The 24,336-nt window shown below is 72.7% G+C and carries 27 protein-coding genes and 4 tRNA genes; 19 read left to right on the top strand and 12 right to left on the bottom strand.

The genetic code is table 11. The annotated features are described in order from the left end of the window. The first annotated feature begins 3 nt into the window (after positions 1-3). A complete protein-coding gene (locus tag FE374_RS16120; RefSeq protein WP_230978349.1) occupies positions 4-1,011 on the top strand; it encodes a polyprenyl synthetase family protein in 1,008 nt (335 codons plus the stop codon). A 251-nt stretch (positions 1,012-1,262) separates the two neighbouring features. Here FE374_RS16120 and rarD read toward each other — a convergent pair whose 3' ends face one another. Continuing rightward, positions 1,263-2,300: an EamA family transporter RarD gene (rarD, locus tag FE374_RS16115; RefSeq protein ID WP_139931645.1), complete on the bottom strand. Its 1,038-nt coding sequence runs from the start codon at positions 2,298-2,300 to the stop codon at positions 1,263-1,265. A 276-nt stretch (positions 2,301-2,576) separates the two neighbouring features. Here rarD and FE374_RS16110 point away from each other — a divergent pair, with 276 nt between their 5' ends. The 3 genes from FE374_RS16110 (at position 2,577) to FE374_RS16100 (ending at position 6,321) form a co-directional block, all read left to right on the top strand. Next, entirely contained in the window at positions 2,577-3,983 is a 1,407-nt protein-coding gene (locus tag FE374_RS16110) for an FAD-dependent oxidoreductase (protein ID WP_139930187.1), read from the top strand. A gap of 205 nt (positions 3,984-4,188) precedes the next feature. Then, a complete protein-coding gene (htpX, locus tag FE374_RS16105; RefSeq protein ID WP_139930186.1) occupies positions 4,189-5,052 on the top strand; it encodes a zinc metalloprotease HtpX in 864 nt (287 codons plus the stop codon). A gap of 207 nt (positions 5,053-5,259) precedes the next feature. Then, on the top strand, positions 5,260-6,321 hold the full coding sequence (locus FE374_RS16100) for a DUF559 domain-containing protein (RefSeq protein WP_139930185.1): 1,062 nt from the start codon (positions 5,260-5,262) through the stop codon (positions 6,319-6,321). A gap of 26 nt (positions 6,322-6,347) precedes the next feature. Here the strand turns inward: FE374_RS16100 and FE374_RS16095 are convergent, their stop codons facing one another. After that, positions 6,348-6,845 (bottom strand): YajQ family cyclic di-GMP-binding protein, encoded by a 498-nt coding sequence (locus FE374_RS16095; RefSeq protein ID WP_139930184.1) that lies wholly within the window; start codon positions 6,843-6,845, stop codon positions 6,348-6,350. A gap of 142 nt (positions 6,846-6,987) precedes the next feature. Between FE374_RS16095 and FE374_RS16090 the strand changes: the two genes are divergently transcribed. From FE374_RS16090 to FE374_RS16060, 7 genes are all read left to right on the top strand, one after another. Further along, positions 6,988-7,068: transfer RNA gene (locus FE374_RS16090), tRNA-Tyr, on the top strand. A gap of 321 nt (positions 7,069-7,389) precedes the next feature. Beyond that, positions 7,390-7,462 (top strand) — tRNA-Thr (locus tag FE374_RS16085). 61 nt (positions 7,463-7,523) lie between these two features. Beyond that, positions 7,524-7,597 (top strand) — tRNA-Met (locus tag FE374_RS16080). Between the two features lie 64 nt (positions 7,598-7,661). Then, complete coding sequence (rpmG, locus tag FE374_RS16075; protein WP_139930183.1) at positions 7,662-7,832, top strand: 50S ribosomal protein L33; 171 nt, start codon at positions 7,662-7,664, stop codon at positions 7,830-7,832. 32 nt (positions 7,833-7,864) lie between these two features. Beyond that, positions 7,865-8,338, top strand: a complete 474-nt coding sequence (locus FE374_RS16070; protein ID WP_139930182.1) for an FAS1-like dehydratase domain-containing protein — start codon at positions 7,865-7,867, stop codon at positions 8,336-8,338. A 77-nt stretch (positions 8,339-8,415) separates the two neighbouring features. Continuing rightward, entirely contained in the window at positions 8,416-8,877 is a 462-nt protein-coding gene (locus tag FE374_RS16065) for a MaoC family dehydratase (RefSeq protein ID WP_388043852.1), read from the top strand. 70 nt (positions 8,878-8,947) lie between these two features. Further along, positions 8,948-10,129: a UDP-N-acetylmuramate dehydrogenase gene (locus FE374_RS16060; protein WP_139930180.1), complete on the top strand. Its 1,182-nt coding sequence runs from the start codon at positions 8,948-8,950 to the stop codon at positions 10,127-10,129. Here the strand turns inward: FE374_RS16060 and FE374_RS16055 are convergent. From FE374_RS16055 to FE374_RS16040, 4 genes are all read right to left on the bottom strand, one after another. Then, entirely contained in the window at positions 10,116-10,514 is a 399-nt protein-coding gene (locus FE374_RS16055) for a GntR family transcriptional regulator (RefSeq protein ID WP_139930179.1), read from the bottom strand. The two genes, FE374_RS16060 and FE374_RS16055, sit on opposite strands and share 14 nt — an antisense overlap. After that, positions 10,511-11,395: a hypothetical protein gene (locus tag FE374_RS16050; RefSeq protein WP_139930178.1), complete on the bottom strand. Its 885-nt coding sequence runs from the start codon at positions 11,393-11,395 to the stop codon at positions 10,511-10,513. Before FE374_RS16050 ends, FE374_RS16055 begins: the two co-directional genes overlap by 4 nt. Positions 11,396-11,567: 172 nt before the next feature. Next, a complete protein-coding gene (locus FE374_RS16045; protein ID WP_179957329.1) occupies positions 11,568-12,299 on the bottom strand; it encodes a lipase family protein in 732 nt (243 codons plus the stop codon). A gap of 73 nt (positions 12,300-12,372) precedes the next feature. Then, positions 12,373-13,407, bottom strand: a complete 1,035-nt coding sequence (locus tag FE374_RS16040; RefSeq protein WP_139930177.1) for an adenosine deaminase — start codon at positions 13,405-13,407, stop codon at positions 12,373-12,375. Between the two features lie 182 nt (positions 13,408-13,589). On the opposite strand from FE374_RS16040, the gene FE374_RS16035 reads away from it, so the two are divergent. From FE374_RS16035 to FE374_RS16025, 3 genes are all read left to right on the top strand, one after another. Continuing rightward, positions 13,590-14,864 (top strand): phosphotransferase family protein, encoded by a 1,275-nt coding sequence (locus FE374_RS16035; protein WP_139930176.1) that lies wholly within the window; start codon positions 13,590-13,592, stop codon positions 14,862-14,864. A 111-nt stretch (positions 14,865-14,975) separates the two neighbouring features. Next, positions 14,976-15,323: a hypothetical protein gene (locus FE374_RS16030; protein ID WP_139930175.1), complete on the top strand. Its 348-nt coding sequence runs from the start codon at positions 14,976-14,978 to the stop codon at positions 15,321-15,323. Positions 15,324-15,391: 68 nt separating this feature from the next. Further along, positions 15,392-16,246, top strand: coding sequence for a ketopantoate reductase family protein (locus tag FE374_RS16025; protein WP_139930174.1), 855 nt, complete (start codon positions 15,392-15,394; stop codon positions 16,244-16,246). A 2-nt stretch (positions 16,247-16,248) separates the two neighbouring features. On the opposite strand, the gene FE374_RS16020 is transcribed toward FE374_RS16025, so the two are convergent. The 4 genes from FE374_RS16020 to FE374_RS16005 all read right to left on the bottom strand — a co-directional run bounded on the left by FE374_RS16020 (position 16,249) and on the right by FE374_RS16005 (position 20,320). After that, entirely contained in the window at positions 16,249-16,923 is a 675-nt protein-coding gene (locus tag FE374_RS16020; RefSeq protein WP_139930173.1) for a response regulator transcription factor, read from the bottom strand. Between the two features lie 82 nt (positions 16,924-17,005). After that, positions 17,006-18,484 carry a sensor histidine kinase gene (locus FE374_RS16015; RefSeq protein ID WP_139930172.1) on the bottom strand — a complete coding sequence of 493 codons (1,479 nt, stop codon included), beginning with the start codon at positions 18,482-18,484 and terminating at the stop codon, positions 17,006-17,008. Then, positions 18,468-18,944, bottom strand: coding sequence for a hypothetical protein (locus FE374_RS19405; protein WP_179957328.1), 477 nt, complete (start codon positions 18,942-18,944; stop codon positions 18,468-18,470). Before FE374_RS19405 ends, FE374_RS16015 begins: the two co-directional genes overlap by 17 nt. A gap of 158 nt (positions 18,945-19,102) precedes the next feature. Further along, positions 19,103-20,320 carry a pyridoxal phosphate-dependent aminotransferase gene (locus FE374_RS16005; RefSeq protein WP_139930171.1) on the bottom strand — a complete coding sequence of 406 codons (1,218 nt, stop codon included), beginning with the start codon at positions 20,318-20,320 and terminating at the stop codon, positions 19,103-19,105. 284 nt (positions 20,321-20,604) lie between these two features. On the opposite strand from FE374_RS16005, the gene FE374_RS16000 reads away from it, so the two are divergent. From FE374_RS16000 to rplA, 5 genes are all read left to right on the top strand, one after another. Continuing rightward, positions 20,605-20,680, top strand: a tRNA-Trp gene (locus tag FE374_RS16000). A gap of 114 nt (positions 20,681-20,794) precedes the next feature. Then, positions 20,795-21,064 (top strand): preprotein translocase subunit SecE, encoded by a 270-nt coding sequence (secE, locus tag FE374_RS15995; protein WP_139930170.1) that lies wholly within the window; start codon positions 20,795-20,797, stop codon positions 21,062-21,064. Between the two features lie 76 nt (positions 21,065-21,140). Beyond that, a complete protein-coding gene (gene nusG, locus FE374_RS15990; protein ID WP_139930169.1) occupies positions 21,141-22,010 on the top strand; it encodes a transcription termination/antitermination protein NusG in 870 nt (289 codons plus the stop codon). 66 nt (positions 22,011-22,076) lie between these two features. After that, positions 22,077-22,508, top strand: a complete 432-nt coding sequence (gene rplK, locus FE374_RS15985) for a 50S ribosomal protein L11 (RefSeq protein ID WP_139930168.1) — start codon at positions 22,077-22,079, stop codon at positions 22,506-22,508. An 86-nt stretch (positions 22,509-22,594) separates the two neighbouring features. Beyond that, complete coding sequence (rplA, locus tag FE374_RS15980; RefSeq protein ID WP_139930167.1) at positions 22,595-23,311, top strand: 50S ribosomal protein L1; 717 nt, start codon at positions 22,595-22,597, stop codon at positions 23,309-23,311. Positions 23,312-23,412: 101 nt separating this feature from the next. Here the strand turns inward: rplA and FE374_RS15975 are convergent, their stop codons facing one another. Together FE374_RS15975 and FE374_RS15970 are read right to left on the bottom strand one after the other, a co-directional pair. Next, positions 23,413-23,844: a DUF3592 domain-containing protein gene (locus FE374_RS15975; protein WP_139930166.1), complete on the bottom strand. Its 432-nt coding sequence runs from the start codon at positions 23,842-23,844 to the stop codon at positions 23,413-23,415. 160 nt (positions 23,845-24,004) lie between these two features. Next, the gene (locus FE374_RS15970; RefSeq protein ID WP_139930165.1) at positions 24,005-24,304 is read right to left on the bottom strand and encodes a DUF192 domain-containing protein; all 300 of its coding nucleotides are present in this window, start codon (positions 24,302-24,304) and stop codon (positions 24,005-24,007) included. Positions 24,305-24,336: the final 32 nt, after the last annotated feature.

Below are 24,336 nucleotides of genomic sequence, written 5' to 3'. Positions count from 1 at the left end.
CTCGTGACTTCCTCCTCCATCCTGCCCCTGGGCGACCACGACCTCGAGGCCCGCCTGACGCCGCTGATGAGCGACGTCGAGGACCGGCTGCGCGCGTCCGTGGTGGGCGCGGACCAGCTGGTGGATGCCCCGGCGGCGCACCTGGCCGCCGCGGGCGGCAAGCGGCTGCGCCCGCTGCTCACCCTGCTGACCGCCGAGCTCGGCGGGGGCGTGAACGACGACGTCCTGACGGCCGCCGTCGCCGTGGAGCTGACCCACCTGGCCACGCTCTACCACGACGACGTCATGGACTCCGCGCCCATGCGGCGCGGGGCCCCGGCCGCCCACGAGGTGTGGGGCAACTCGGTCGCGATCCTCACCGGGGACCTGCTCTTCGCTCGCGCGTCACAGCTGGTCGCCCAGCTCGGGGCGGACGCCGTGCGCGTGCACGCCGAGACCTTCGAGCGGCTCTGCCTGGGCCAGCTGCACGAGACGCTCGGCCCGGCGGACGGCGAGGAGCCGACCGGCCACTACATCCGGGTGCTGGCGGACAAGACCGGCTCCCTCATCGCCGCGTCCGCGCGGTACGGCGCCACGTTCTCCGGGGCCGGCGCGGAGCTCGCCGAGATCCTGACGCGGTACGGCGAGAAGGTCGGCGTCGCGTTCCAGCTGGCCGACGACGTCATCGACCTCTCCGCCGACGCCGCCACCACCGGCAAGACACCGGGCACCGACCTGCGCGAGGGCGTGGACACGATGCCCGTGCTGCTGCTGCGCCAGCGCGCCGCGGCCGGCACCCTCGACGACGACGGGCTGCGGCTCCTCGAACGGCTGGGGGAGGATCTGGGCTCCGACGAGGCGCTCAGCTCCATCGTGGCCGACCTGCGCCGGCACAAGGTGGTGGGTGAGGCGCGCGACCTCGCCGCCGCCTGGGCGCGCGACGCCGTCGACGAGCTCGCTCCGCTGCCGGAGGGCGACGTCAAGGACGCGCTAGGCGCGTTCGCGGGGCTGCTGGTGGACCGCCTGGCCTGAGCCAGCGGAGCGCCCACTCCCGCGAGATGTCATCTTCTCCGTGAGATGTCATCTGCTCCGCGAGATTTCCGGCGCAGCGTGACGTCAGCGCGCCGGCCCCGCGCTGATCAGCGGGCCGGCGCGCCATCGGTCCGCCGCACGATGGCTGCCCAGCCGCACGACCGGTAGGTCGGGAAGACCGGCGGTCGCGCGGGCCGCACTGACCCCGGCGGGCAGGTCGCGCAGCCGTGCCTAGGAGCACGGTCGACGACCTACCGATCCGCGACGTCAGGAGGCTGGGCTCGTGCGCGCCGAGCGCCCGGACCGCCCGGAGCGCCCGGAGCGCCGGAGCGCTCAGAACGGCCGGACCGGCCCGACGGCCGGTGCCGCCACCCGTCCAGCGTGAGCAGCGCGATTGCCACCCAGACGAGGACGAACCCCGCCCACCGCTCCGGTGGCATCGGCTCGCGGAACAACGCCACACCGACCAACAGCTGCAGCACCGGGGTGACGTACTGGAGCATCCCGACGACGCTGAGCGGCAACCGGCGGGCCGCCGCCCCGAACAGCAGCAGCGGCACCGCCGTCAGCGGCCCCGCCGCCAGGAGCAGGAGCATGTGCGAGACGCGGTCCGGGCCGGCCGCGCCGAACGTGCCGGCCCCGGTCGCGCCCAGCCAGAGGAGGTAGCCGACCGCGACCGGGAAGAGCACGGTCGTCTCCACCGCCAGACCGGGCAGCGCCCCGACCGTCCGCCCCACCCGGTTCTTCGCCAGCCCGTACAGGCCGAACGTGACCGCCAGGGTGAGCGCGATCCACGGGAGCTCGCCGTACCCGACCGCGATCACCACGAACGCCGCGGCGCCGATGCCGCTCGCCACCCACTGGAGGGGTCGCAACCGCTCGCGGAGCACGAGGACGGCGAGGAGCACCGTGACGAGCGGGTTGATGAAGTACCCCAGCGCCGCGTCGACCGTGCGCCCGGAGTTGACCCCATACACGTACACGAGCCAGTTCGACGCCACCAGCACCGCCGCCACGGCCAGCTGAGCGAGCATCGCAGGACGGCGCAGCACCTCGCCGAACGCCCGCATGGACCGCATCAGCACCAGGGCCAGGAGGCAGAACCCCAGGCTCCACACCGCGCGGTGCGCCACGATCTCCGTGGCCGAGGCCTGGTCCAGCAGGCGGAAGTACAGCGGGAAGGTGCCCCAGAGCAGGTAGCAGCTCAGGCCGAGCGCCAGCCCCACCCGATCCGTGCCGCCTGGCGGGGCGGGGTCGCGCGGTACCCCAGGAGGTGCCGTGGCGGACACAGCGGCGGCAGCGCCGTGGGCGGAGTGGTCGGTCACCGCCACACTCTCGCACCGCGCCGGGATGAACGCCGGAACCAACCGGACAGGTTCGGTGTCGCGGCGGCGCACGCGACGCCGTCGGCCACGGTCCTCGAGCTGGCCCGCCCGACGGCGTGACGGCCCTCACCACCAGGCCCACCCGGCCTGGCCATAGACTGGACGGTGGTTTTCTCCCGGCCCGGCCATGTCCGTGCGCCGCGAGGACGGACGCCCGCATCCCCTGTACGAGAGGTTCTTGTGACCAGCTCCCGCCCGCTGAGCGTGGCTCTCGTCGGTGCCGGCCCTGCCGGCATCTACGCGGCCGACATCCTGTCCAAGTCTGGGCTGGAGGTGAGCATCGACCTCTTCGAGCGGCTGCCCGCGCCGTTCGGGCTGGTGCGGTACGGCGTCGCCCCGGACCACCCGCGGATCAAGCAGATCATCGTGGCGCTGTACAAGATCCTCCAGCGCGGTGACATCCGCCTGATCGGCAACGTCGACGTCGGTACGGACGTCTCCCTCGAGGAGCTGCAGCGGCACTACGACGCCGTGATCTTCTCCACCGGCTCCGACCGCGACGCCCCGCTGAACATCCCGGGCATCGACCTGGCCGGCAGCTACGGCGCCGCCGACTTCGTCTCCTGGTACGACGGGCACCCCGACGTCCCACGCACCTGGCCGCTCGAGGCCAAGGAGGTGGCCGTCGTCGGCGTCGGCAACGTCGCCCTCGACGTCGCGCGCATGCTCGCGAAGCACCCCGAGGACCTCCTGGTCACCGAGATCCCCGAAAACGTGGTCGAGGGGCTGCGCCGCAGCCCGGTCACCGACGTGCACGTGTTCGGCCGCCGCGGCCCGGCACAGGTGAAGTTCACCCCCCTCGAGCTGCGCGAGCTGGGCAAGGTGCCCGACGTCGACGTCATCGTCTACGACGAGGACTTCCAGTTCGACGAGGGCTCGGAGGAGTCGATCCGGTCCTCCAACCAGACCAAGCAGGTGGTCAAGACGCTGATGGACTGGACCCTGAAGGAGGAGGCCGACCGGACGGCGTCGCGCCGCATCCACCTGCACTTCCTGCACCGGCCCGTGGAGGTCCTGGGCAACGGCAAGGTCGAGGCGATCCGCACCGAGCGCACCGAGCTGACCGGGGACGGCAGCGTGCGCGGCACCGGTGAGTTCGTCGACACCCCCGTCCAGGCGGTCTACCGCGCCGTCGGGTACTTCGGCTCGCCCGTGGCGGGTCTGCCCTTCGACGAACGCAGCGGCGTCATCCCCAACACCGAGGGCCGGGTGATCGGCGACGACGGCGACTACCTCACCGGGGTCTACGCCACCGGCTGGATCAAGCGCGGCCCGGTGGGTCTGATCGGCTCGACGAAGTCCGACGCCCAGCAGACCATCGCCCACCTCGTCGAGGACGCCCAGGCCGGGCTGCTGCACGCCCGGTCCGACGACGAGGCCGCAGTCGGGCACGACGCCATGCTCGCCGCCCTGGAGGCCGCCGGCGTGCGCTACACGACCTGGGAGGGCTGGGAGCTGCTCGACGCCTTCGAACGGTCCCTGGGGGAGAGGTACGACGGGGTCGAGCGCGAGCGAGTGAAGGTCGTGCACCGCGAGACCATGACGGCCATCTCCCGCGGTGAGGAGCACGACGGTCGGCTGCTCTGACACCGTGCACGAGGTCTCCTGCCCGGCTCCGGAAACTCGTATGACGGCGGGTGGCACCCTCAGCGGCGCTGAAACGGCAGGGCCGTGGGTCACGCGCGGCCCGTCGCGGGGAACACGCGCGGCGAGCCGGCCGTTGGAGGAGATGAGGGGCCCACCACCGGTAGGTGGCGGGCCCTCGCCGACCCCCGAGGATGGAGCACGCGCAATGACCGACCGGCACCACAACGGGCTGAAGACCACCCTGCTCTTCGCGAGCATGTGGGTCGTCCTGCTGGGGGTCGGTGCCCTGGTGGCCTCGGGCACCGGGCGGTCGACGTTCATCTGGATCTTCGCCGCGATCGGCCTGGCCACGACGTTCTACAGCTACTGGAACTCGGACAAGCTGGCCATCCGCGCCATGGCCGCCCGACCGCTCAGCGAGGCCGAGGCGCCTGGCTTGTACGCCACGGTCCGCGAGCTTGCCACCGCGGCTCGCCAGCCGATGCCGCGGCTGTACATCGCGCCGACGGCCCAGCCCAACGCCTTCGCGACCGGTCGCGACGCCCGGCACGCGGCCGTGTGCGTGACCGAGGGCATCATGCGCATGCTGGAGCCGCGTGAGCTGCGGGCGGTGCTCGGGCACGAGCTCATGCATGTGTACAACCGGGACATCCTCACCTCCTCGGTCGCGGCGGCCTTCGCCGGGGTCATCACCTCGATCGCGCAGTTCCTGCTCTTCTTCGGCGGCCGCGACCGCAACGCCAACCCGCTGGCGCTGCTCGCCACCGCACTCCTGGCGCCGCTTGCTGCGATGCTCATCCAGCTCGCCATCTCTCGCACCCGCGAGTTCGACGCGGACGAGGACGGCGCCCGGCTCACCGGCGATCCCCTGGCCCTCGCCTCGGCGCTGCGCAAGCTCGAGCGCGGCACCGCCGCGCACCCGCTGCAACCCACCCAGCGCATGGAGAACGTGAGCCACATGATGATCGCCAACCCGTTCCGGGGCGGCGGCGGGCTCGTGCGGATGTTCTCCACCCACCCGCCGATGGCGGAACGGATCGCACGGCTGGAGCGCATCGCCGGATACTGAGGCTCGCGGCTTCAGGACCAGCGTGTTCGGGCCGTGCCCACGGTCGGCGACGGCGTCGTGGCTCCCGTGCGGCCGGGACCGGTCCTCGCGCGCTCGTCGACCGCTCGTTTAGCCGCTACGCGCGTGGGCTAATCGCGACCGCTTGTGCGTGCGTGCCGAAACGAGGTGGCCAGATTGGTCGTTTAAACGACCATCCTGACCATCTCGTTGACCAGACCGCTCTCGGTGCTCGTCGAGCCTGTGCGCATCGAGCCGGACCGCGCATCTGTGGCGCTCGCGCCGTACCCACCGCACTCCAGCGACACGCAGGTGGCCCTGCCTGTGGATGACGCGAACGGCCTCATCGGTGCGCCCGCCATGCTTCGGCCCATGGACAGGCGCGACCGCGAGGCGGCCGAGCACCGCCTGAGGAAGGCCAAGGTGCTCCACGTCTTCACGCTTGCCATGGCCGCCCAGGCGGGGCTCACGCGCGCGGTCATCCGGGTCAAGGTCGACCGCGGGGTGTGGCGTCACGTCGTCGGTGCCGCGTACGTCGAGCAGGTGCCGCCGACGCTCGACCCGGTGAGGCTGCGGGCCGCCGGTGCCGCACTCACGTGGCCGAAGGGTGTCATCTGTCTCCGCACCGCGGCCTTGCTTCACGGCATGCCGGTCACGGACGACCACCTTGCGCACGTCCTGGTGTCGCAGCACCACCGGCCCGGACGCGGACTCATGCCCCACTACTTCCCCGCTGCCGACGTCCGCCGTGTCCTGAGCTTCCGGGTCACCGGGCGGCGTGCCACAGCGATCGACTGCCTGGCGCTGATGCCCTTGGCCGAGGCCGAGAGGTTGATGGCCTGGGTGCGTACGCGCGAGATCCTCACGGTCGCGGAGCTGCGGCGAGCGGTCGACGAGTGGCCCGGCCGCCCCGGTGTGGCTCAGCTCCGCCGCCTGCTGGCCGACACCAGCGACGGCGCGCTGAGCGCGGCGGAGCGGCGCCTGCACCAGATCCTCCGCGATGCCGGCATCCGGGGCTGGCAGGCGGATCAACCCATCATCGTGGCCGGCCGGATCGTGGCACGCGCGGACGTCCTCTTCGCGGAGGCCAAGCTCATCGTCGAGGTCGACGGCCGCGAAGCCCACGCGGACTTCGAGGCAGAACGAGTGCGCCTCAACACGTTGTCACTGGCCGGCTACACCGTGCTGCGCTTCACCTGGCACCAGATCGTGGACCGCCCGTGGTTCGTCCGCGCGCAGATCGAGGCCGCGCTCCGCAACGCGACACGCTGAGGCTCGGACGAGCGCGGAGCCGAACCTCAGCGGTAGTTCACGAACTGCAGCGCGGCGTCGATGTCGTCGGCGCCCTTGAGCAGCGTGATGACCGCCTGCAGGTCATCACGGCTCTTGGAGGTGACCCGCACCTCGTCGCCGGTGATCAGCGCCTTCACGGCCTTGGGCCCCTCGTCGCGCACCAGCTTGGTGATCTTCTTCGCGACCTCCTGGCTCAGCCCCTCCTTGATGGTGCCCGTGAGGTGGTACTCCTTGCCCGAGGGCTTGGGCTCACCGTCCCCGGTGTCGAGGGACTTCAGCGAGATCCCTCGCTTGATGAGCTTCGACTGCAGCACGTCCAGGACGGCCTTGACCCGCTCGGCCGAGTTCGCCGTCATCGTGATGACGTCCCCCGCGAGCCTCACCGAGGCGCCGACGTTCTTGAAGTCGTATCGCTGGGCGATCTCCTTGGCGGCCTGGTTGACGGCGTTGTCCACCTCCTGGCGGTCCACCTTGCTGACGATGTCAAAAGACGAATCGGCCATGAAGTGTCTCCTCCTGCTCGCCAGGCACATCCGTCGCAGCGACCGGGGACGAGGCCCAGGTGTGACCATCGTCGCGCCGGCGCCGGTTAACGGGCGCCCGGAAGTTGTTGCTATCGTTCCCACTGCACCTTACGGGGTGCGGGGCGAGTTGCCCGAGCGGCCAAAGGGAGCTGACTGTAAATCAGCCGCGGAAGCTTCGCAGGTTCGAATCCTGCACTCGCCACGGACCGGCCCATCACCTGCGCACAGCGGTGGTGGGCCGTCGTCGTTGGGGGACACGCCGTCGTCCTCGGTACCGCCGTCCTCGGCAGCGCATCGAGGGCCCGACGGCGGCGCCCGCCGTGGGTCGACACGCTCCCGACGGCGGCGCCCGCCGTGCGTCGGCACGCTCCCGACGGCGGACCCTGCCATGCGTCAGCACGCCCCGCAGGGGGCCGGCGCGCGGCGACATGCGGGCCAAAGACCCGTGTGAGCGGACTCACGGCCCGCAGGTCCCATCCGGATTTCACGATCACGATGCGCTGTGTGTAGTCTCGTTTGCGCCGCCCCGATAGCTCAGTCGGCAGAGCGTCTCCATGGTAAGGAGAAGGTCAAGGGTTCGATTCCCTTTCGGGGCTCTGGTCTACGGGCCACCGCCACCGCCGCCCAGCAGGTATCGTGGTGCGGTCCGCAAGACGCGGCGGGGTAGCTCAGTTGGTGAGAGCGCACGACTCATAATCGTGAGGTCGCGGGTTCGAGCCCCGCCCCCGCTACCGACAGGAACAGCCGAAGCAGCCTGAGATGGCCGCTCGCACGATCGATACGTGAGGAACAGCCGTGGCCAGCAAGTCGAGCGACGTTCGCCCCAAGATCACCCTCGCCTGCGAGGTGTGCAAGGAGCGCAACTACATCACCAAGAAGAACCGTCGGAACAACCCCGACCGGCTCGAGCTGGCGAAGTACTGCCCGCGCTGCAACGCCAAGACCACGCACCGCGAGACCCGCTGATCCTGGCGGTCGTCCCTGGCTAGTCTGGGGAGATGACCGCCAGCAGCGCACGCCCCACCAGCGTCGACACGACGCTCGTGGGGCGTTCCTATGCCCCTACGGAGATCTACGAGGTCTCCCGCGTGAAGATCGCCGAGATGGCCCGGGCCACCGGCGCCACCCATCCGGCGCACTTCGACCCCGACGCCGCGTGGGCGCTCGGCTACGCGGACGTCGTCGCGCCGCCCACGTTCGCGGTGATCGTCGCCCAGCGCGCCGAACAGGCGTACGTGGGCAGCGAGGAGGCGGGCATCGACTTCTCCCGCGTGGTCCACGCCGAGGAGCGCTTCAGCCACCACCGGCCGATCGTGGCCGGGGACCGGCTGCGGACCACGGTCCACGTGGACAAGATCGTCGAGCGGGCCGGCATCACGCTGGTCACCACCCGTGCGGAGGTGGCCGACGCCGACGACACCCCGGTGGCCACGGTCGTGTCCACCCTCGCCGTGCGAGGAGAGGGCCGATGAGCGAGTCGACGACCGACGAGTCCACGCGCGGGCTCGAAGTCGTGGCGGCGGAAGCCCAGCCGACGGCGGATGCGTCCGTGACGGCGGACGCCCCAGCGTCGAGGGAAGCGCCGGCGACCCGGCCGGTCCTCACCGACCTCGAGCCCGGCCAGCAGCTGTTCATCCGCACCTACGCCGTCGACCGCGACCTGCTCGTGCGCTACGCCGGCGCCAGCGGCGACTTCAACCCCATCCACTACAACGACCGCTTCGCCCGTGAGGTGGGGCTGCCCGGCGTCATCGCGCACGGCATGGCGACGATGGGCCTGGCCGGGTCCGCCGTCGCCGACTGGGCGGGCGACCCGGGCGCCGTCATGGACTACGGGGTCCGGTTCACCCGGCCGATCGAGGTGCCCGACCCCGGGCACGTCGAGGTCGAGGTGACCGGCACGGTGGGCGCGGTGGACCTGGCCGCCAGCTCCGTGCGAGTGGACCTCAAGGTGACCTCCGGCGGCGCGAGCGTGCTCGCCAAGGCCCAAGCAGTGGTGCGGCTGGACTGACGGGGCCGGGCGCGCACCGGGCGAGGAGCATCACACAGCCCGCGTGCAGGGCCCGACCTACCCTTGACGGATGACCACCTCCGCCGTGACCTCCCTCGCCGCCCCCGCCGGCGCCACCTTCGCCGCCGGCACCCCCACGCTGGCCGAGCTGACCACGCTGCGGGTCGGCGGTCCGGTGGCCGCCTACGTCGAGGCGAGCACCGAGGCCGAGCTCGTCGACGCCGTCCGGGCGGCGGACGACGCCGGCACGCCGGTCCTGGTCCTGGGCGGCGGGTCGAACCTGCTCGCCGCGGACGCCGGCTTCGACGGCGTCGTCGTGCGCGACGCCCGCCGGGGCATCGACGGCCAGGCGGACTCCTCCTGCGCCGGGGCCAGCCTGACCGTGCCCGCCGGCCAGCCCTGGGACGAGGTGGTCGCCACCGCCGTCGACGAGGGATGGATGGGCGTCGAGGCCCTCTCCGGTATCCCCGGCTCCACCGGCGCCACCCCTGTGCAGAACGTCGGCGCTTACGGCCAGGAGGTCGCCGAGACCCTCTCCTCGGTGCGCGTGTACGACCGGCTCGAGCGCCGCACCCGCATGCTCGCCGTGGGTGAGCTCGGCCTCGGCTACCGCACCTCGGTCCTCAAGCGCTCCCTGACGGACGCCGATGACGGCGGTGGGCGCACCTGGGGCCCCACCCCGCGCTACGTCGTCCTCGAGGTGACCTTCCAGATGCGCCTGGCCACGCTGTCGGCACCGGTGCGCTACCCCGAGCTGGCCCGCCGGCTCGGCGTCGACGTCGGCGCCCGGGTGCCCGCGACCGAGGTGCGCGAGGCGGTGCTCGCCCTGCGCGGGAGCAAGGGGATGGTTCTCGATGCCGCCGACCACGACACCTGGTCCGCCGGGTCGTTCTTCACCAACCCCGTCATGACCGTTTCGCAGGCAGATGCGGCGCTGCCGCCCGAGGCGCCTCGCTACCCGGTGACCGACCACACCCGGATCCGGCAGATCGGCGCCGCCGCACCCGTCGTCGACGGCGTGGTCAAGACCTCCGCCGCCTGGCTCATCTCCCGCGCCGGCTTCGACAAGGGCTACACGCTCGGCGCCCCGGCCAGTCTGTCCACCAAGCACTCCCTGGCGCTGACCAACCGCGGCGGGGCCACCGCGGCGGACCTGCTCGCCCTGGCCCGGTCGGTGCGCGACGGCGTCCGCGACACCTACGGCGTCGAGCTCGTCCCCGAGCCCGTGCTCGTGGGCGTCAGCCTGGGCTGAGCGGCGTCGGGCTGAGCAGTGCCGCGCGCACGACGTCGAGGATCTCACCGTCCGTCAGCCCGGCCGTGCGCAGCTCTGCCACCAGCGCCCGGGCGCGTGCGGTGGCGGCGTCGCGTCCGGCGCCGTCCCGGCCGTCGGCCGCGCCCGGCGCGACCACCGTCCCCACCCGCCGCCGCGAGAGCACCACGCCGGCCGCCTCCAGCTCGCGGTACGCCCGCTGCACGGTGCCGACGGCCAGTCCGAGGTCCGCGGCGAGGTCGCGCACGGTCGGGAGCCGGTCGCCGGGCCGCAGCTCGCCGGCGGTGACGAGGGCGCTGACCTGGGTGCGGACCTGTTCGTAGGGCGGCACCGCGGAGGTCAGGTCGACGGCGATGCGCGCGCTCACGCCCGGACCGGGCGCAACGAGCTCAGCAGCGCGCCGAACGAGACCACCAGCGAGACGACGGCGACCCCTAGACACGTGAGCGCCGCACCCTGCCAGCCCGCCCCGTACAGGGAGATCCCGCCGACGACTGCGTAACCGGTCAGGGCCGCCCCCACGAGCAGCTGCACCCCACCCAGCACCCGCCGCACAGAGGCGAGGCGCAGCGCGTGGTCGACCTCCCGGTCCGCGCCGCCCACCGCGGCGCGGCGGGCGACCAGGTGCAGCACCGCCAGCGTGCTCAGGAGCACCAGCCCGAGCGCCACCAGGGCCGGTCCGCCGTACGGCCAGCCGGGGTAGGGCCCCCGCAGGCCCGAGATACCTGCCGCGATCTCGGCGGCGGTGAGGTGGTTGGCGACCATGCGGCCGTCGTCGGCCGCGGTGGCCCCGAAGGCCACCAGCAGCGCGACCGTGACGGCCGAGGTGCCGGCTAGGAGCCACGCCCGGGCACCGGTGAGGTCGCGGAGGCTCCGGTGCACCAGCACCGCAGACCGCACCGCGCCGCGTGGGCGTGGCCAGGTGAGCTCGCCGGCCGCGTGGACCGCCAGGAGCACCAGGGCGGCGCCGTAGGGCGCGAGCGCGGCCACGAGTCCGGGCACGCCGGTGACGGAGAGGAGTGCGGTCGGGGCGAGCGAGGCCGCGGCGGCGGCGACGACCAGGCCGCCGACGAGCGCGAGCACCCCGGTGGTGAGCTGGTGGCGGCGAGCCGCGGCAGCCGCTGCGTCGGCCGTCCCCGCCGGCCGGGCGCGCGCACCGGTCCAGGCCAGCACAGCGGCGAGCAGGGCGGTGCCCACGGCGAGGGCGAGCAGCGGAGCAAACACCAGGAGCAGGAGCGGAGACGACATCGCGACCACCTCAATGACTCAATGATCTATATCAATGACGCATCGTGCTCGTGGGGCGTGGTGCTGTCAACAGCGGGGGCGTGGGGCCGGGGTACGCGGGGGTGCGAGGGGCGGGCCACGGGCGCCGGGATGCTCGGCCGGCGTCGGCCGTGCCAGGGCGCGTCAGGTGCGGTCAGGCCCCGTCGACCCGCGGGAACGAGCCCTCGTCGCCGAGCTCGGTCACGGCGGTGCGGACCGCCTCCACGAGGTCCGCGTCATCCAGCACGCGAAAGTGCCCGGACCCCTTGAGCCGCACCGTGCGACGGGCACCCGGCAGCGCCCCGGTGCCCGGGATGTGCGGGTCCCACGCCGGGGCCACTGCGATGATCCGGTCGTTGACGCCGCGCGCCCGACCCAGCGCCACGATGTGCGGGTCGCGTGGCGAGAAGTGGCGCACGGCGGAGCCGGGCGGGAAGAGGCGGGCGTAGACCGAGCCCTCCCACGGTGTGGCCACGGCGACCATGCCGGCCACCCGGGCTCCGCCGTCGGCGAGCATGAGGGTCTTGCCGATGAGGCCCCCCTTGGAGTGCGCGACGAGCACGACTCCGGTGAGGTCCTGCTCTTCGAGGTAGCGCGCGGCACGCTCGGCCCCGTCGAGGACTCGACGGCGGTTGATGCCCAGCGCGCTGACAACGTGCACGGGGTGCCCGTCGACGGCGAGCCGGGCGGCGAGCGGCTCCATGAACCGCCACGTCTCGAACACGCCCGGCAGGAGCAGGACCGCCGCGGCCGCGGCTGACCGACGGTACACGTGCGGATCCGTCCGCCGAAGGAGCGCCCGCGCCTCGTGCCGCAGGGCGAAGGCATAGTCCGCGGCTCTCTCCCGCAGGCGCATGACCCGCCAGGGACGAGGCAGGGGGCTCACGACGCCGACCCCGCGACACCGCGAGGACAGCCAGTGCCGCGTGGGCCACCTCGTGCGGGCGGCCGGCGTGCCGTCACCACGCGGGCACGGGCTCAGCCGCCAGCCAGGCGTCGACGTCGGCCAGCATCTCCCGCTTGGACGTCTCCGAGGCCAGCGAGGCGCGGATGGAGCTGCGCGCCAGGCCGGCCAGGGCGGCGTCGTCCAGGCCGTGCTCGTCGCGGGCGATGCGGTACTGGTCGTTCAGGCGCGAGAGGAACAGCAGCGGGTCGTCCGCGCCCAGGGCCACCTCGGCGCCGGCGTCGAGCAGCCGTTGCAGGGGCACGTGCCCCGCGTCGGGGTAGACGCCCAGCGAGACGTTGGAGGAGGGGCACACCTCCAGTGCGATGCCCGCGTCGACGATCCTCGCGAGCAGGTCGGGGTCCTCGGCGGTGCGCACGCCGTGGCCGAGCCGGGCGGGCTTGAGGTGGGCGACGACGTCGCGCACGTGCTCCGGGCCGAGCAGCTCCCCGCCGTGCGGCACCCCCACCAGCCCGGCGTGCCGGGCGATCCGGAAGGCCGGCGCCCAATCGGCGGTGTTGCCGCGCCGCTCGTCGTTGCTCAGCCCGAACCCGATCACCTGGCCCGGGCCGTCCCCGGCGTGCGCGGCCGCGAGCCGGGCCAGCGTGCGGGCGTCGAGGGGGTGGCGGGTGCGGGAGGCCGCGACGATGACGCCGACCTCGACGCCCGTGGCCGCGTTGGCGAGCCGCGCCTCGTCCAGCACGATCTCCAGTGCCGGTGTGATGCCGCCGACGAACGGCGCGTAGGAGGTGGGGTCCACCTGGATCTCGAGCCGGCGTGAGCCCTCCGCGGCGTCGTCCTCGGCGGCCTCCCGCACGATCCGGCGCATCGCCGCCTCCGAGCGGACGACGGCGCGGGCGGTGTCGTAGGAGCGCTGGAATCGGAACCAGCCGCGCTGGTCGGCGGGGACGTGCAGGGCATGGTCGTCCACGAGGTGGTGGGGCAGCTTGATGCCCTGCGCGTCCGCGAGCTCGGCCAGCGTCGAGGTCCGCATCGACCCGGTGAAGTGGAGATGCAGGTGGGCCTTGGGCAGGAGGGCGAGGTCACGCACCTGCCGAGTCTGCCACTCGCGGCACCGCCGCCCGGCGACGGCGCCCCCCGCGAGGCGACGGCGCCCTCGCGAGGCGACGGCGCCCCCGCCCCGCCACCATGCCCGCACCGTCGTGCGCCGGACGCGCCGTCACACGCGCGCACGGGCCCACCTGCACCGTCACGTGATGCACTATGTCTCCCATGAGCGTTCCCGTGGCCGCGCAGCACGAACCGGCCGACGTCGCGCTGCTGACCGGACCGGAGGCCGGCCCGATGCTGGCCGGTGCCCTCGGCGTCGAGGGCAGTCACCTCGTGGACTGGCAGGTGCACACGATCCACCACCGGCCCGGTGCGGGCGTGACGGTCGGGTACACGGTGACCGTCGAGCGGCAGGTGCCCGGCGCGGGCTCCGCGCTGCGCAGCGAGGAGTACCTGTGCGCGACGACGGCGCGGCTCAGCCAGCCGGCCGGGCCCGGCCTGGTGCGCCTGGAGCAGGATGGCGAGGGGCCGGTCGTGCACCTCTGGCGGCATCCCGCCGACCCGGAGCTCCCCGCGCTGCCCGTGGCGTGCGACGCGAGCCTGCTGTCCCGGCGCCTCGGCACCCCGGTGACGGTCGAGCTGCTCGCCTACCGGCCCACCCGCCGCGCGGTGCTGCGGGTGCGCCGCAGCGACCCCACCGCGACGGCGTACCTCAAGGTCGTGCGCCCCTCCGGGGCCCGCGTCTTCGCCGACCGGCACCGTATGCTCACCGCCGCCGGCGTGCCCGCCCCGGAGGTGCTGCGCGCCGACGACGACGGGCTGGTGCTGCTGGGGGAGGGGCGCGGCACCCCGTTGTCCAACCTGCTCGCCCGAGGCGTCGGACGGGCGGCGCCCGCGGTGCTGACCGCGCTGCTGCGCGTGCTCGACGCGCTACCCGCCGACGTGCTCGACCTGCCACGCCGGCCCGCGTGGGCCGAACGAGCCCAGCACTACGCGCACGCGGCCGCCACGGTGCTGCCCGAGCACGCCGACCGGACCACGGCGCTCGCGGACGGCGTGGAGAGCCTGCTCGCCGCCTCCGACCCCGGACCCGTGGTGCCCAGCCACGGTGACTTCTACGAGGCCAACGTCCTGATGGACCCGCGGGAGGATGCCGTCGGGGTGACCGCGCTGCTGGACGTCGACGCCGTCGGCCCCGGCCACCGGGTGGACGACCTCGCGTGCCTGCTCGGCCACGTCAGCGTGCTCCCGCACCTCGCACCCACCACCTACCCGCACGTGCCCGACCTGCTCGAGCGCTGGACCCGCTCGTGCGAGCAGCTCGTGGACCCGGTGGCCCTGCACGCCCGGTCGGCCGGGGTGGTCCTCTCCCTCGTCGCGGGTGCGCGGCGGTCCGACGGCGCGCACTGGCGTGCCGACGCCGAGGGGCGCCTCGCCCGCGCGGAGGCCTGGCTTGCCCGCGGCCGCGAGGTGCTCGCCCAGCGCGGCCCGCACTGAGCCCTGACACACCCGGCATGAGAGGCCTCTCATGCTGCCCTTCCCGTGGTCTCACTCGCACAGCGCAGAGTTGTTCTCGTCAGGAGCACACGAGACGTCGCGGGAGCAGACATGAGGGGCCGGAGCTGGGTCATCACGGGGGCGATCGGGATCGCGGGGGTGGTCGGCGGGATGAACCTGGCCATGGCCCAGCAGCCGGAGACGCTGCCCGTCGCGCCCGTGGTGCTGGACGCCCCGGCGGCCGATGCCACGCGCGGTGCGAAGCAGCCCGCCGGGGGCGGGGCGGCGCCGGCCGCCACGGCTATCGCGCCCGCCACGACCCCCGCACCTGAGGTGACCGTGCCGGCCGAGGCAGCCACCGCAGCCCCAGCGGACCCGGCGCCGCGCGTCGTCGCCCCGCTCAGCCCGGTCAGCGCCGCCAGTCCGGTCAGCGCGCCGAGCGCCGCCTCGGCCGACTGACGCCCCGGCCGCCGGTTCAGGCCGATCGCACGATAACCTCGGCGGGCCGGCGTCGAAGGGAGAGACGGATGCTCGCCGTCGTGGGTCCAGGAGCCGTGGGCGGGCTGCTCGCCGCCCTCCTCCATCGTGCGGGGGAGGACGTCGTCGCCGTCGCCCGCCCCGCCACCGCCCAACGCCTGCTCGCGGACGGGCTGCACGTGCGCTCCGAGCTCTACGGGGAGTGGACGGCGCACCTGCCCGTCGCCACCGAGGCCCCCGACGGCGCCGCCGTCGTCCTCGCCGTCAAGGCCTACGCCCTGCCCCACGTGCTGCCGGACCTGGTGACCGCCCGGCCCGCGGAGGTGCTCGCCCTCCTCAACGGCACCGCGCACGCCGAGACCCTGCGCCGCGCGGGCCTAACCGTCGCGGGCGCGTCCATCCAGGTCGAGTCGGTGCGTGAGGGCGGCGTCGTCGTCCATCGTGGCGGCTTCTGCAACCTCACGGTGCCCGACGACGCCGCCTCCTGGCGTACCACGCGGGCGCTGGAGGGGGCCGGGGTGGCGGTGCGCACCGGGGGCACCGAGACCGAGGTGCTCTGGCACAAGTACGCCTTCCTGGCCCCGATGGCGCTCCTGACGAGCTGGACCGACGAGCCGATCGGGCCGGCCCTCGAGCGGGAGCCGGCCCTCGCTGCCGGCCTCGTCGCCGAGGTGGCGGCGGTGGCTACCGCCGAGGGTGTGCCCACCGAGCCCGCCGGGCTGGACCGGGCGCTGCGGCGGCTGCCGGAAACCATGCGCTCCTCGCTGCAGCACGACGTCCACGCCGGGGGCCCGGCCGAGATCGAGGCGCTCGGCGGGGACCTGCTGCGCCTGGCCGAGCGGCACGGGATCGACGTGCCCGTCCTCGCCCGAGTCGTCGGGGACGTGCGCGGCCGGTTGGGCTGAGGTCAGCGGCTCGCGTCGACCAGGCGGTAACCCATCCCGCGCACGGTGGCCAGGTGCTCGGCGCCGATCTTCTTGCGCAGGTAGCGCACGTAGACGTCCACCACGTTGGAGCCGGGGTCGAAGTCGTAGCCCCACACCCGGGAGAGCAGCTGCTCGCGCGAGAGGACCTGACCCGGGTGGCTCATGAACGTCTCGAGCAGCGCGAACTCACGGGCGGAGAGCTCCACCTCCTTGCCGTCCACGTTCACCCGGCGCGTGAGCATGTCCAGCGAGAGCTGGCCGTGGGTGAGCACCGTCGTCTCGGGGGCGGCGGGGTCGGTGGTCCGCAGCCGCAGCCGCACCCGGGCGAGCAGCTCCTCGAACCGGAACGGCTTGGGCACGTAGTCGTCGGCCCCGCCCTCGAGACCGGCGACCGTGTCGTCCACCGACGAGCGGGCCGTGAGGATGATGACCGGCATCGTCGAGCCCTGGCCGCGCAGGCGGCGCAGCACCTCGAACCCGTCGACGTCGGGCAGGCCGATGTCGAGGATCATGAGGTCGTAGCCGTCGGTGTGCGCGTGCGCCAGGCCCTCGCGCCCGGTGCCCACCGCGGTGGGCTGGTGCCCGGCGGACTTCAGCCCCTTGGTGATGAAGGACGAGATGCCGGGCTCGTCCTCGACGATCAGGATCTGCGCCATGTCGGCCTCCGTTCGGTGTGCGGGCGGGTTCGGTCCGAGTCTGACACCGGCATGCCCCGGTCCGGTGGAGGCGGGCGGGGAATCAGCCCGTCACCGGCTCGATCTCCTCGGTGACCTGCTCGACGACGGCGCCACGCGCGGGCAGGTCCAGGACGAACACCGACCCGGCGCCGACCTTGGAGTCGACGTCGACCCGGCCACCGTGTGCGGCGGCGATCGCGGCGACGATGGCCAGGCCCAGGCCCGCGCCGTCGCGGCCTACCGACTGGCTCGCCCGGCCGAACCGTTCGAAGACGCGGGCCTGCTCGTCCGGGGCGATGCCGATGCCCTCATCGCGCACCCACAGCAGGAGCCGCCCACCGCGCAGGGTCGAGCCCAGCGCGATCACCGAGCCGGGCTCGGAGAACTTCACCGCGTTGGCCGCGAGCTGGAGCAGCGCCTGGGTGATGCGCTGGGTGTCGACGAGGACCTCGCCCTCCAGCCGGGCGTCGATGAGCCAGCGACGCTCGCCCAGCGCCCGGGCCTGGTCCAGCACGTTGTCCGTCAGCTCGCCGATGGAGGTCTTCGCCGGCTGGACGAAGTCGGGCCGCTCGGACTTCGCCAGCAGCACGAGGTCGTCGGCCAGCCGGTGCATGCGGTCGAGCTCGCTGAGCGCCAGCTCCTTGGTCGCCGCGGCGTCCGCGGGGTCGTCCGGGTCCATGAGCTCGAGGTGGCCGCGGACGATGGTGATGGGCGTACGCAGCTCGTGCCCGGCGTCGTCGAGCAGCTCACGCTGGGACGTGAACGCGTCCTCGAGCCGGCCGAGCATGGCGTTGACGGTGCGGGTGAGCTCGGAGAGGTCGTCGTTGCCGCGCACCTCGATGCGGCGGGAGAGGTCGGTGTCCGTGATCGACTCCGCCGTCTCACGCAGGTGCCGCAGCGGTGAGAGCAGCCGGCCGGCCAGCACCCAGCCGACGGCGGCCAGAACCACCAGCGCGATGGCGGCCACCAGGGCATAGGTGCGGAAGGTGTCGTCGACCTCGTCCATCTCGGCGGAGCGGTTGTACGCCACCACCAGCGCTCCCTGCCCGACGTCGGTGAGGGTGACCTTGACGATCGCGTACCGGTACTCCGACGAGGCGGTCGTCACCGAGGCGATGCGCCCCGGCCCGGTGGCGATCATCTCCTCGAGGTGGCTAGTCAGCTCGGGGTCCTCGTTGATCTTCAGGCCGGTGGGCAGCTCGAGCTCCAGCCGGCCCTCGACGAACCCGGCCATGCCCTCGTGGGGCCCGGGCACCTCACGCTGCATGCCGGCGTAGATGAGGTCCTGCGCGCTCGCGTACGGCTGGCCGGTCTGCGGGTCGGTGGCCGACGTCGCGAAGGCGGTGAACTCCTCCACCGTGCGCTGCAGGCTCGCGTCGATCCCGGCGTCCACGCGGTCACGCTGGAGCACCCAGGCCGTGCCGCCGGCCACGACGAGCGTGAGCAGGGTCAGCGCGAGGACGGTCGCGAGGATGCGCGAGCGGACCGTGAGGCCACCGGCGCCACCGCTGCCGCGAAGCCGCTCAATCGTCGTCGTCATCGTCGTCGCCCCGGTCACGGTCGCGGCCGCGGTCGTCCCGGTCGCCGCGGCGATCGCGGCGGTCGTCGTCGTCCCGGTCACGCCTGCGATCACGCCGGTCGTCGTCGTCGTCGTCATCGTCGTCGTCGTCGTCGACGTAGCGCGGGGCGGCGGGCTGGACGACGGTGGGGGCGGTTCCCTGGGCGGGAGCCGGCGCCGGCGCCGTGGTGGGGGCTGGGGCCGGCGAGGGCGCCGGCGTGGGCGGCGCCGTGGTGGGATCGGGGTCGGCGGGGGTGGGCGATGCGGCGGGCGCGGACGGGGCCGGGGGAGGTGTCGGCGTGGGGCCGGCGTCGCGGACGATCTCCGTCTGCACCACGACGTCGTCGCGGGGGCCGGCCAGCGCGCCGACGCCGAGCGAGGCCAGCGCCACCAGCGCGAGCGCCCCGCACGCACCGACCATGACCAGTCCCCACCGCTTCATGAGGCACATCTTCGCGCGCGCCGATGAGATGCGGATGAGAACGCCCTGAGGCTGAGACTCGTGCGGCGGGGCTGCCGCAAGGGGTGCTCCGGGTCCGGAGCTCCCCTGAACGACGTGAGGCCGCCCAGAAGGGCGGCCTCACGATGACGGATCGACGCTCAGGCGAGCAGCTCCTGGATGCGCCCGACACCCTCGGCGAGGTCGTCGTCGCCCAGGGCGTAGCTCAGCCGGAGGAACCCGCTGGGGCCGAACGCCTCACCGGGCACGACCGCCACCTCGACCTCCTCGAGAATCAGGGTCGCCAGCTCGGCGGAGGTAATCGGCGTGCGACCGCGGATCGTCCGGCCCAGGACACCCTCGACCGACGGGTAGGCGTAGAACGCGCCGCGCGGAGTGGGCAGCTCGACGCCGTCGATCGCACGCAGCATGTCCATCATCGTGCGCCGACGCCGGTCGAACGCCGTCCGCATGGACTCCACGGCGGACAGGTCACCGGTGAGCGCCGCGATGGCCGCGCGCTGGGAGACGTTGGCGACGTTGGAGGTCAGGTGCGACTGCAGGTTGGTCGCGGCCTTGATGACGTCCTTGGGGCCGATCATCCAGCCCACCCGCCAGCCGGTCATCGCGTAGGTCTTCGCGACGCCGTTGAGCACGATCGAGGTGTCGACCAGCTCGGGGACCACCCGCTGGATCGGGGTGAAGGCGGCGCCGTCGTACAGCAGGTGTTCGTAGATCTCGTCGGTGACCACCCAGATGCCGTGCTCGAGTGCCCAACGGCCGATCGCCTCGGTCTGCTCGGCCGAGTACACCGCCCCGGTGGGGTTCGACGGCGAGCAGAACAGCAGCGCCTTGGTGCGGTCGGTCCGGGCGGCCTCGAGCTGCTCGACGGTGACGAGGTACTCCTGGTCGGCGCCGGCGAAGACCTCCACCGGGGTCGCGCCCGCCAGCCGGATGGCCTCGGGGTAGGTCGTCCAGTAGGGCGCGGGCAGCAGCACCTCGTCGCCCGGGTCGAGGATGGCGGCGAAGGACTGGTAGACGGCCTGCTTGCCGCCGTTGGTGACCAGCACGTCGTCGGGGGAGACCTCGTACCCGGAGTCGCGCAGCGTCTTAGCAGCGATCGCCTCGCGCAGCGCCGGCAGGCCCTTCGCGGGGGTGTACCGGTGGTTCGCGGGATCCTTCGCGGCGGCGACGGCCGCCTCGACGATGTAGTCGGGGGTGGGGAAGTCCGGCTCGCCGGCGCCGAACCCGATCACCGGGCGGCCGGCCGCCTTGAGGGCCTTGGCCTTGGCGTCCACGGCCAGGGTGGCCGACTCGGCGATCGCCGCCAGGCGGGCGGACACGCGGGGCTTCGTCATGGGGGAGGTGGGTGCGCTCACGGCGACTATCGTGGCACGGGCACCGAAGGCCGCGCCTGGGCGCCCATGTCGTGGGCCGGGCAGATGCGCTCCGCCGTCGTGACGTGCGGTGGCAGCTGCGCTCAGCCGTCGAGGCGTGCGGTGCCAGGTGCGCTCCGCCGTCGGCCGGTGTGATGAGGCTCCCGAGCCGACGGGTTCGACCAAAACGGCAGCGAGGCCGTACACTCGACGCCGGTGGTTGACGTCCGCCAGGCTGGTGCACGCCCACGAGGGCGCCGCGCGGCCCGGGAAGGTCGATCGCTGATAGGGCAGTGGCGCAATTGGTAGCGCACCGGTCTCCAAAACCGGCGGTTGTGGGTTCGAGTCCCTCCTGCCCTGCCAGGACTGGCTCCCGTTCAGGGGTGCACGTGTCCTGAGGGGTCCCGCCACCCGGCGGGCCTACCTGCCCGAGATGGGCGGGGATGAGACCCCGCGGAAAATCGTGAGGAAGAACCTGTGAGCGAGTCTGCAAGCGCGACCTCGGGGCGGCCCGAGCGCGCCCGCAGCGCGTCCGAGGAGAAGGACGTCAAGAAGCGCGGGTTCTTCGGCCGTATCGTCCTGTTCTTCCGGCAGGTCATCGCCGAGCTCAAGAAGGTCGTGCGACCCACGCGCAGCGAGCTGATGACGTACTTCGTGGTCGTGCTGGCATTCGTGCTCGCGATCGGGGTGATCGTCGGCCTGCTCGACCTGGGGTTCGGGCAGCTCGTGCTCTGGGTCTTCGGCTGAGCCGCATGACGCCGTCCGCCCGCCCCTAGCTGGCTGACCCGCCAGAAGTCCCAATCGATCAGAAAGCAGGTCGCACGTGTCTGAGAACCTCGAGCCTACGGACCTCGACGAGGCGTCGGCCGAGCCCGGACAGCCGGCGGACGACGTCGTCGTCGACGCGCCCGCTGCCGACCTCGCCGAGGCCGGGGACGAGCAGGATGCCGCCACGGCCGACGACGCCGAGGACGCCGGGCCGACCGACGAGGTCGACGCCGACGAGGACGCCGGGCCGACCGACGAGGTTGAGGGCGCCGAGCCGGCCGACGAGGCCGAGGTCGAGCCCGAGGAGGAAGAGGAGCTCGACCCCGCCGAGGCATTCCGCAAGGAGCTGCGCCTGCTGCCGGGCGACTGGTACGTCGTGCACACCTACGCGGGCTACGAGAAGCGCGTGAAGGCCAACCTGGAGAACCGCATCCAGAGCCTGAACATGGAGGACTACATCTACCAGGTGGAAGTCCCCATGGAAGAGGTCGTGGAGATCAAGAACGCCCAGCGCAAGCTCGTCAACCGCGTGCGCATCCCTGGCTACACCCTGGTGCGCATGGACCTGACCGACGAGTCGTGGGGTGCTGTGCGGCACACCCCCGGCGTGACCGGCTTCGTCGGCAACACGCACCAGCCCGTCCCGCTGACCGAGGACGAGGTCTTCTCCATGCTGGCCCCCGCCATCCAGGCGAAGTCCGCGACGGCGCCCTCCAAGGGTGCCGGCGGTGCCGCCGCTGCGACCCCCATCAAGGTCGACTTCATCGTGGGTGAGTCCGTCACCGTCACCGACGGTCCGTTCGAGACCCTGCCCGCCACCATCTCCGAGATCACGCCCGAGAGCCAAAAGCTCAAGGTGCTGGTCACGATCTTCGGCCGGGAGACGCCGGTCGAGCTGTCGTTCTCGCAGGTCGCCAAGATCTAGCGAGACGGCAGCACCGCCGGACGCCCGTTCCGGCAGGACACGAGGAAGAACCGTAAGGACCCGAACATGCCCCCCAAGAAGAAGGTTGCAGGCCTGATCAAGCTCCAGATCCAGGCCGGCGCAGCAACCCCCGCGCCGCCGATCGGCCCCGCGCTGGGTCAGCACGGCGTCAACATCATGGAGTTCTGCAAGGCCTACAACGCGGCCACCGAGTCGCAGCGTGGCAACGTGATCCCGGTGGAGATCACGGTCTACGAAGACCGTTCCTTCACCTTCGTCACGAAGACCCCGCCGGCCGCCGAGATGATCAAGAAGGCCGCCGGTGTGGCCAAGGGCTCCGCCACCCCGCACACGGTCAAGGTCGCCAAGATCACCCGTGAGCAGGTCCAGGAGATCGCCCGCACCAAGCAGGAAGACCTCAACGCCAACGACATCGACGCCGCCGAGAAGATCATCGCCGGCACCGCCCGCTCCATGGGCATCACGGTCGAGGGCTGACCGACACATCCGTAAGCGCGCCCTCGGGCGTGCAGTGGCAGGGTCCGCGCGGACCCGCAGACCACGACTGCATCCAGGAGAAGCAGATGGCAACGCGCAGCAAGACGTACCGCAAGGTTTCCGAGAAGATCCACGACGGCGAGCTCTACGCTCCGCTCCAGGCCGTGCGCCTGGCGAAGGAGACCGCCACCACCAAGTTCGACTCCACCGTCGAGGTCGTCTTCCGCCTCGGCGTCGATCCCCGCAAGGCAGACCAGATGGTGCGCGGCACCGTCAACCTGCCGCACGGCACCGGCAAGACCGCTCGGGTCCTGGTCTTCGCCGTCGGTGACCGGGCGAACCAGGCCATCGAGGCCGGGGCCGACGAGGTCGGTGGCGACGAGCTGATCGAGAAGGTCGCGGCCGGATACGTCGACTTCGACGCCGCGGTGGCCACCCCCGACCTCATGGGCAAGGTCGGCCGGCTCGGCCGCGTGCTCGGCCCGCGTGGCCTCATGCCGAACCCGAAGACCGGCACCGTGACGATGGACGTGGCCAAGGCCGTGTCCGACATCAAGGGCGGCCGCATCGAGTTCCGCGTGGACAAGCACTCGAACCTGCACTTCATCATCGGCAAGGCCAGCTTCGACGAGAAGCAGCTCGTGGACAACTACGCCGCTGCGCAGGAGGAGATCCTCCGCCTCAAGCCGGCCAGCTCCAAGGGCCGCTACATCACCAAGGCCACGATGAGCACGACCATGGGCCCCGGCATCCCGCTGGACGCCACCAAGACGCGCAACCTCGTCAGCGAGGACGCGTCCTGATCTAGGCCTGATCGACGCCCGGCCCGGCACTCCTCGGGGAGTGCCGGGCCGGGCGTTTCTCTGTCACGACGTCGAGATGCCACCCGACGGCGTGGGCGCAGTCACCCGAACGGGAGCAGGAACGAGAACATGGCGCCGAAGAAGAGCGCGCCGAGACCGAAGAACAGCATCAGCGCGCCGCCGAGCGCCCGTCCCGAGCCGGACCGGCCGGACTGCTGCAGCGAGATGTCCTCGGGCCGGCGGGGATCGACCCACACCGTGGTGGGCGAACCGCCTGTGAGCAGCGCCTGCCCGAAGCCGGCCGCGCTCATCGGGACGCTCACGCGCCCGCGCAACGGGCGGCCGTCCGGCCCCGGGTAGTCGACCTCCAGCACGGGCGGCTGACGCAGACCGACCTGCCGGACGACGGTCGCCGGGACCGGCACGCGCGGGCCGGACGAGCCCGCGCCGGCGCCACGGCGCACCAGCAGGATGATGCCGCCCGCCACGAGGGCAAGACCCGCCAGGAACAAGAAGATGACCAGTGCCGCCATGCGCTCGCGCGTCCCTCCGGTTCGGTGCCGGTGTCGGCACGTCGATCGACCGGGTCACCCTAACCACACGCTGCGACGATCGACTGCCCGTGCCCGTGCCCGTGCCCGTGCCCGTGCCCGTGCCCGCTGCCACCGTCGCGCCGTCGCCACCCTGGCGGGGTTATAGGGCAGCGAGAACCGTCCCCGGCCGCACCCCCAGGCGCCGCAGCTCTCCGGCCGGTGCCTCGACGACCGCGCGCGCCAGCGGACGCGGCAGGCCCACCCGGCCGGGCACCATGGTGACGACATCGCGGACCCGCCCCGCGGCACCGACGAACGCCACGTCGATGGCGTAGCGCATGCCGACGGTGTGCACCGAGGAGCACCGCTCGATCAACAGTGCGCCGTCCAGGTGGTCGGTCCCGAGCAGTCCCTGGCGCCGTTCCGCCCGGTTGCGGGCCACCCACAAATTGGTCACCATTTGCCCGTTAACAGCCAATCGGTAGACTTCGT

This window comes from Georgenia yuyongxinii (assembly GCF_006352065.1).
GTDB classification, from domain to species: Bacteria; Actinomycetota; Actinomycetes; order Actinomycetales; family Actinomycetaceae; genus Georgenia; species Georgenia yuyongxinii.
This window is presented reverse-complemented; position numbering and strand designations above follow the sequence as displayed.

What these genes read in the sequence shown, in the direction of transcription:
- htpX (WP_139930186.1), top strand. Translation starts at nt 4,189, where the DNA reads ATGACCGACCGGCACCACAACGGGCTGAAGACCACCCTGCTCTTCGCG.
- FE374_RS16095 (WP_139930184.1), bottom strand. Translation starts at nt 6,845, where the DNA reads ATGGCCGATTCGTCTTTTGACATCGTCAGCAAGGTGGACCGCCAGGAG.
- FE374_RS16070 (WP_139930182.1), top strand. Translation starts at nt 7,865, where the DNA reads ATGACCGCCAGCAGCGCACGCCCCACCAGCGTCGACACGACGCTCGTG.
- FE374_RS16060 (WP_139930180.1), top strand. Translation starts at nt 8,948, where the DNA reads ATGACCACCTCCGCCGTGACCTCCCTCGCCGCCCCCGCCGGCGCCACC.
- FE374_RS16050 (WP_139930178.1), bottom strand. Translation starts at nt 11,395, where the DNA reads ATGTCGTCTCCGCTCCTGCTCCTGGTGTTTGCTCCGCTGCTCGCCCTC.
- FE374_RS16035 (WP_139930176.1), top strand. Translation starts at nt 13,590, where the DNA reads ATGAGCGTTCCCGTGGCCGCGCAGCACGAACCGGCCGACGTCGCGCTG.
- FE374_RS16030 (WP_139930175.1), top strand. Translation starts at nt 14,976, where the DNA reads ATGAGGGGCCGGAGCTGGGTCATCACGGGGGCGATCGGGATCGCGGGG.
- FE374_RS16025 (WP_139930174.1), top strand. Translation starts at nt 15,392, where the DNA reads ATGCTCGCCGTCGTGGGTCCAGGAGCCGTGGGCGGGCTGCTCGCCGCC.
- FE374_RS16020 (WP_139930173.1), bottom strand. Translation starts at nt 16,923, where the DNA reads ATGGCGCAGATCCTGATCGTCGAGGACGAGCCCGGCATCTCGTCCTTC.
- FE374_RS16015 (WP_139930172.1), bottom strand. Translation starts at nt 18,484, where the DNA reads ATGACGACGACGATTGAGCGGCTTCGCGGCAGCGGTGGCGCCGGTGGC.
- FE374_RS19405 (WP_179957328.1), bottom strand. Translation starts at nt 18,944, where the DNA reads ATGAAGCGGTGGGGACTGGTCATGGTCGGTGCGTGCGGGGCGCTCGCG.
- rplK (WP_139930168.1), top strand. Translation starts at nt 22,077, where the DNA reads ATGCCCCCCAAGAAGAAGGTTGCAGGCCTGATCAAGCTCCAGATCCAG.
- rplA (WP_139930167.1), top strand. Translation starts at nt 22,595, where the DNA reads ATGGCAACGCGCAGCAAGACGTACCGCAAGGTTTCCGAGAAGATCCAC.
- FE374_RS15975 (WP_139930166.1), bottom strand. Translation starts at nt 23,844, where the DNA reads ATGGCGGCACTGGTCATCTTCTTGTTCCTGGCGGGTCTTGCCCTCGTG.
- FE374_RS15970 (WP_139930165.1), bottom strand. Translation starts at nt 24,304, where the DNA reads ATGGTGACCAATTTGTGGGTGGCCCGCAACCGGGCGGAACGGCGCCAG.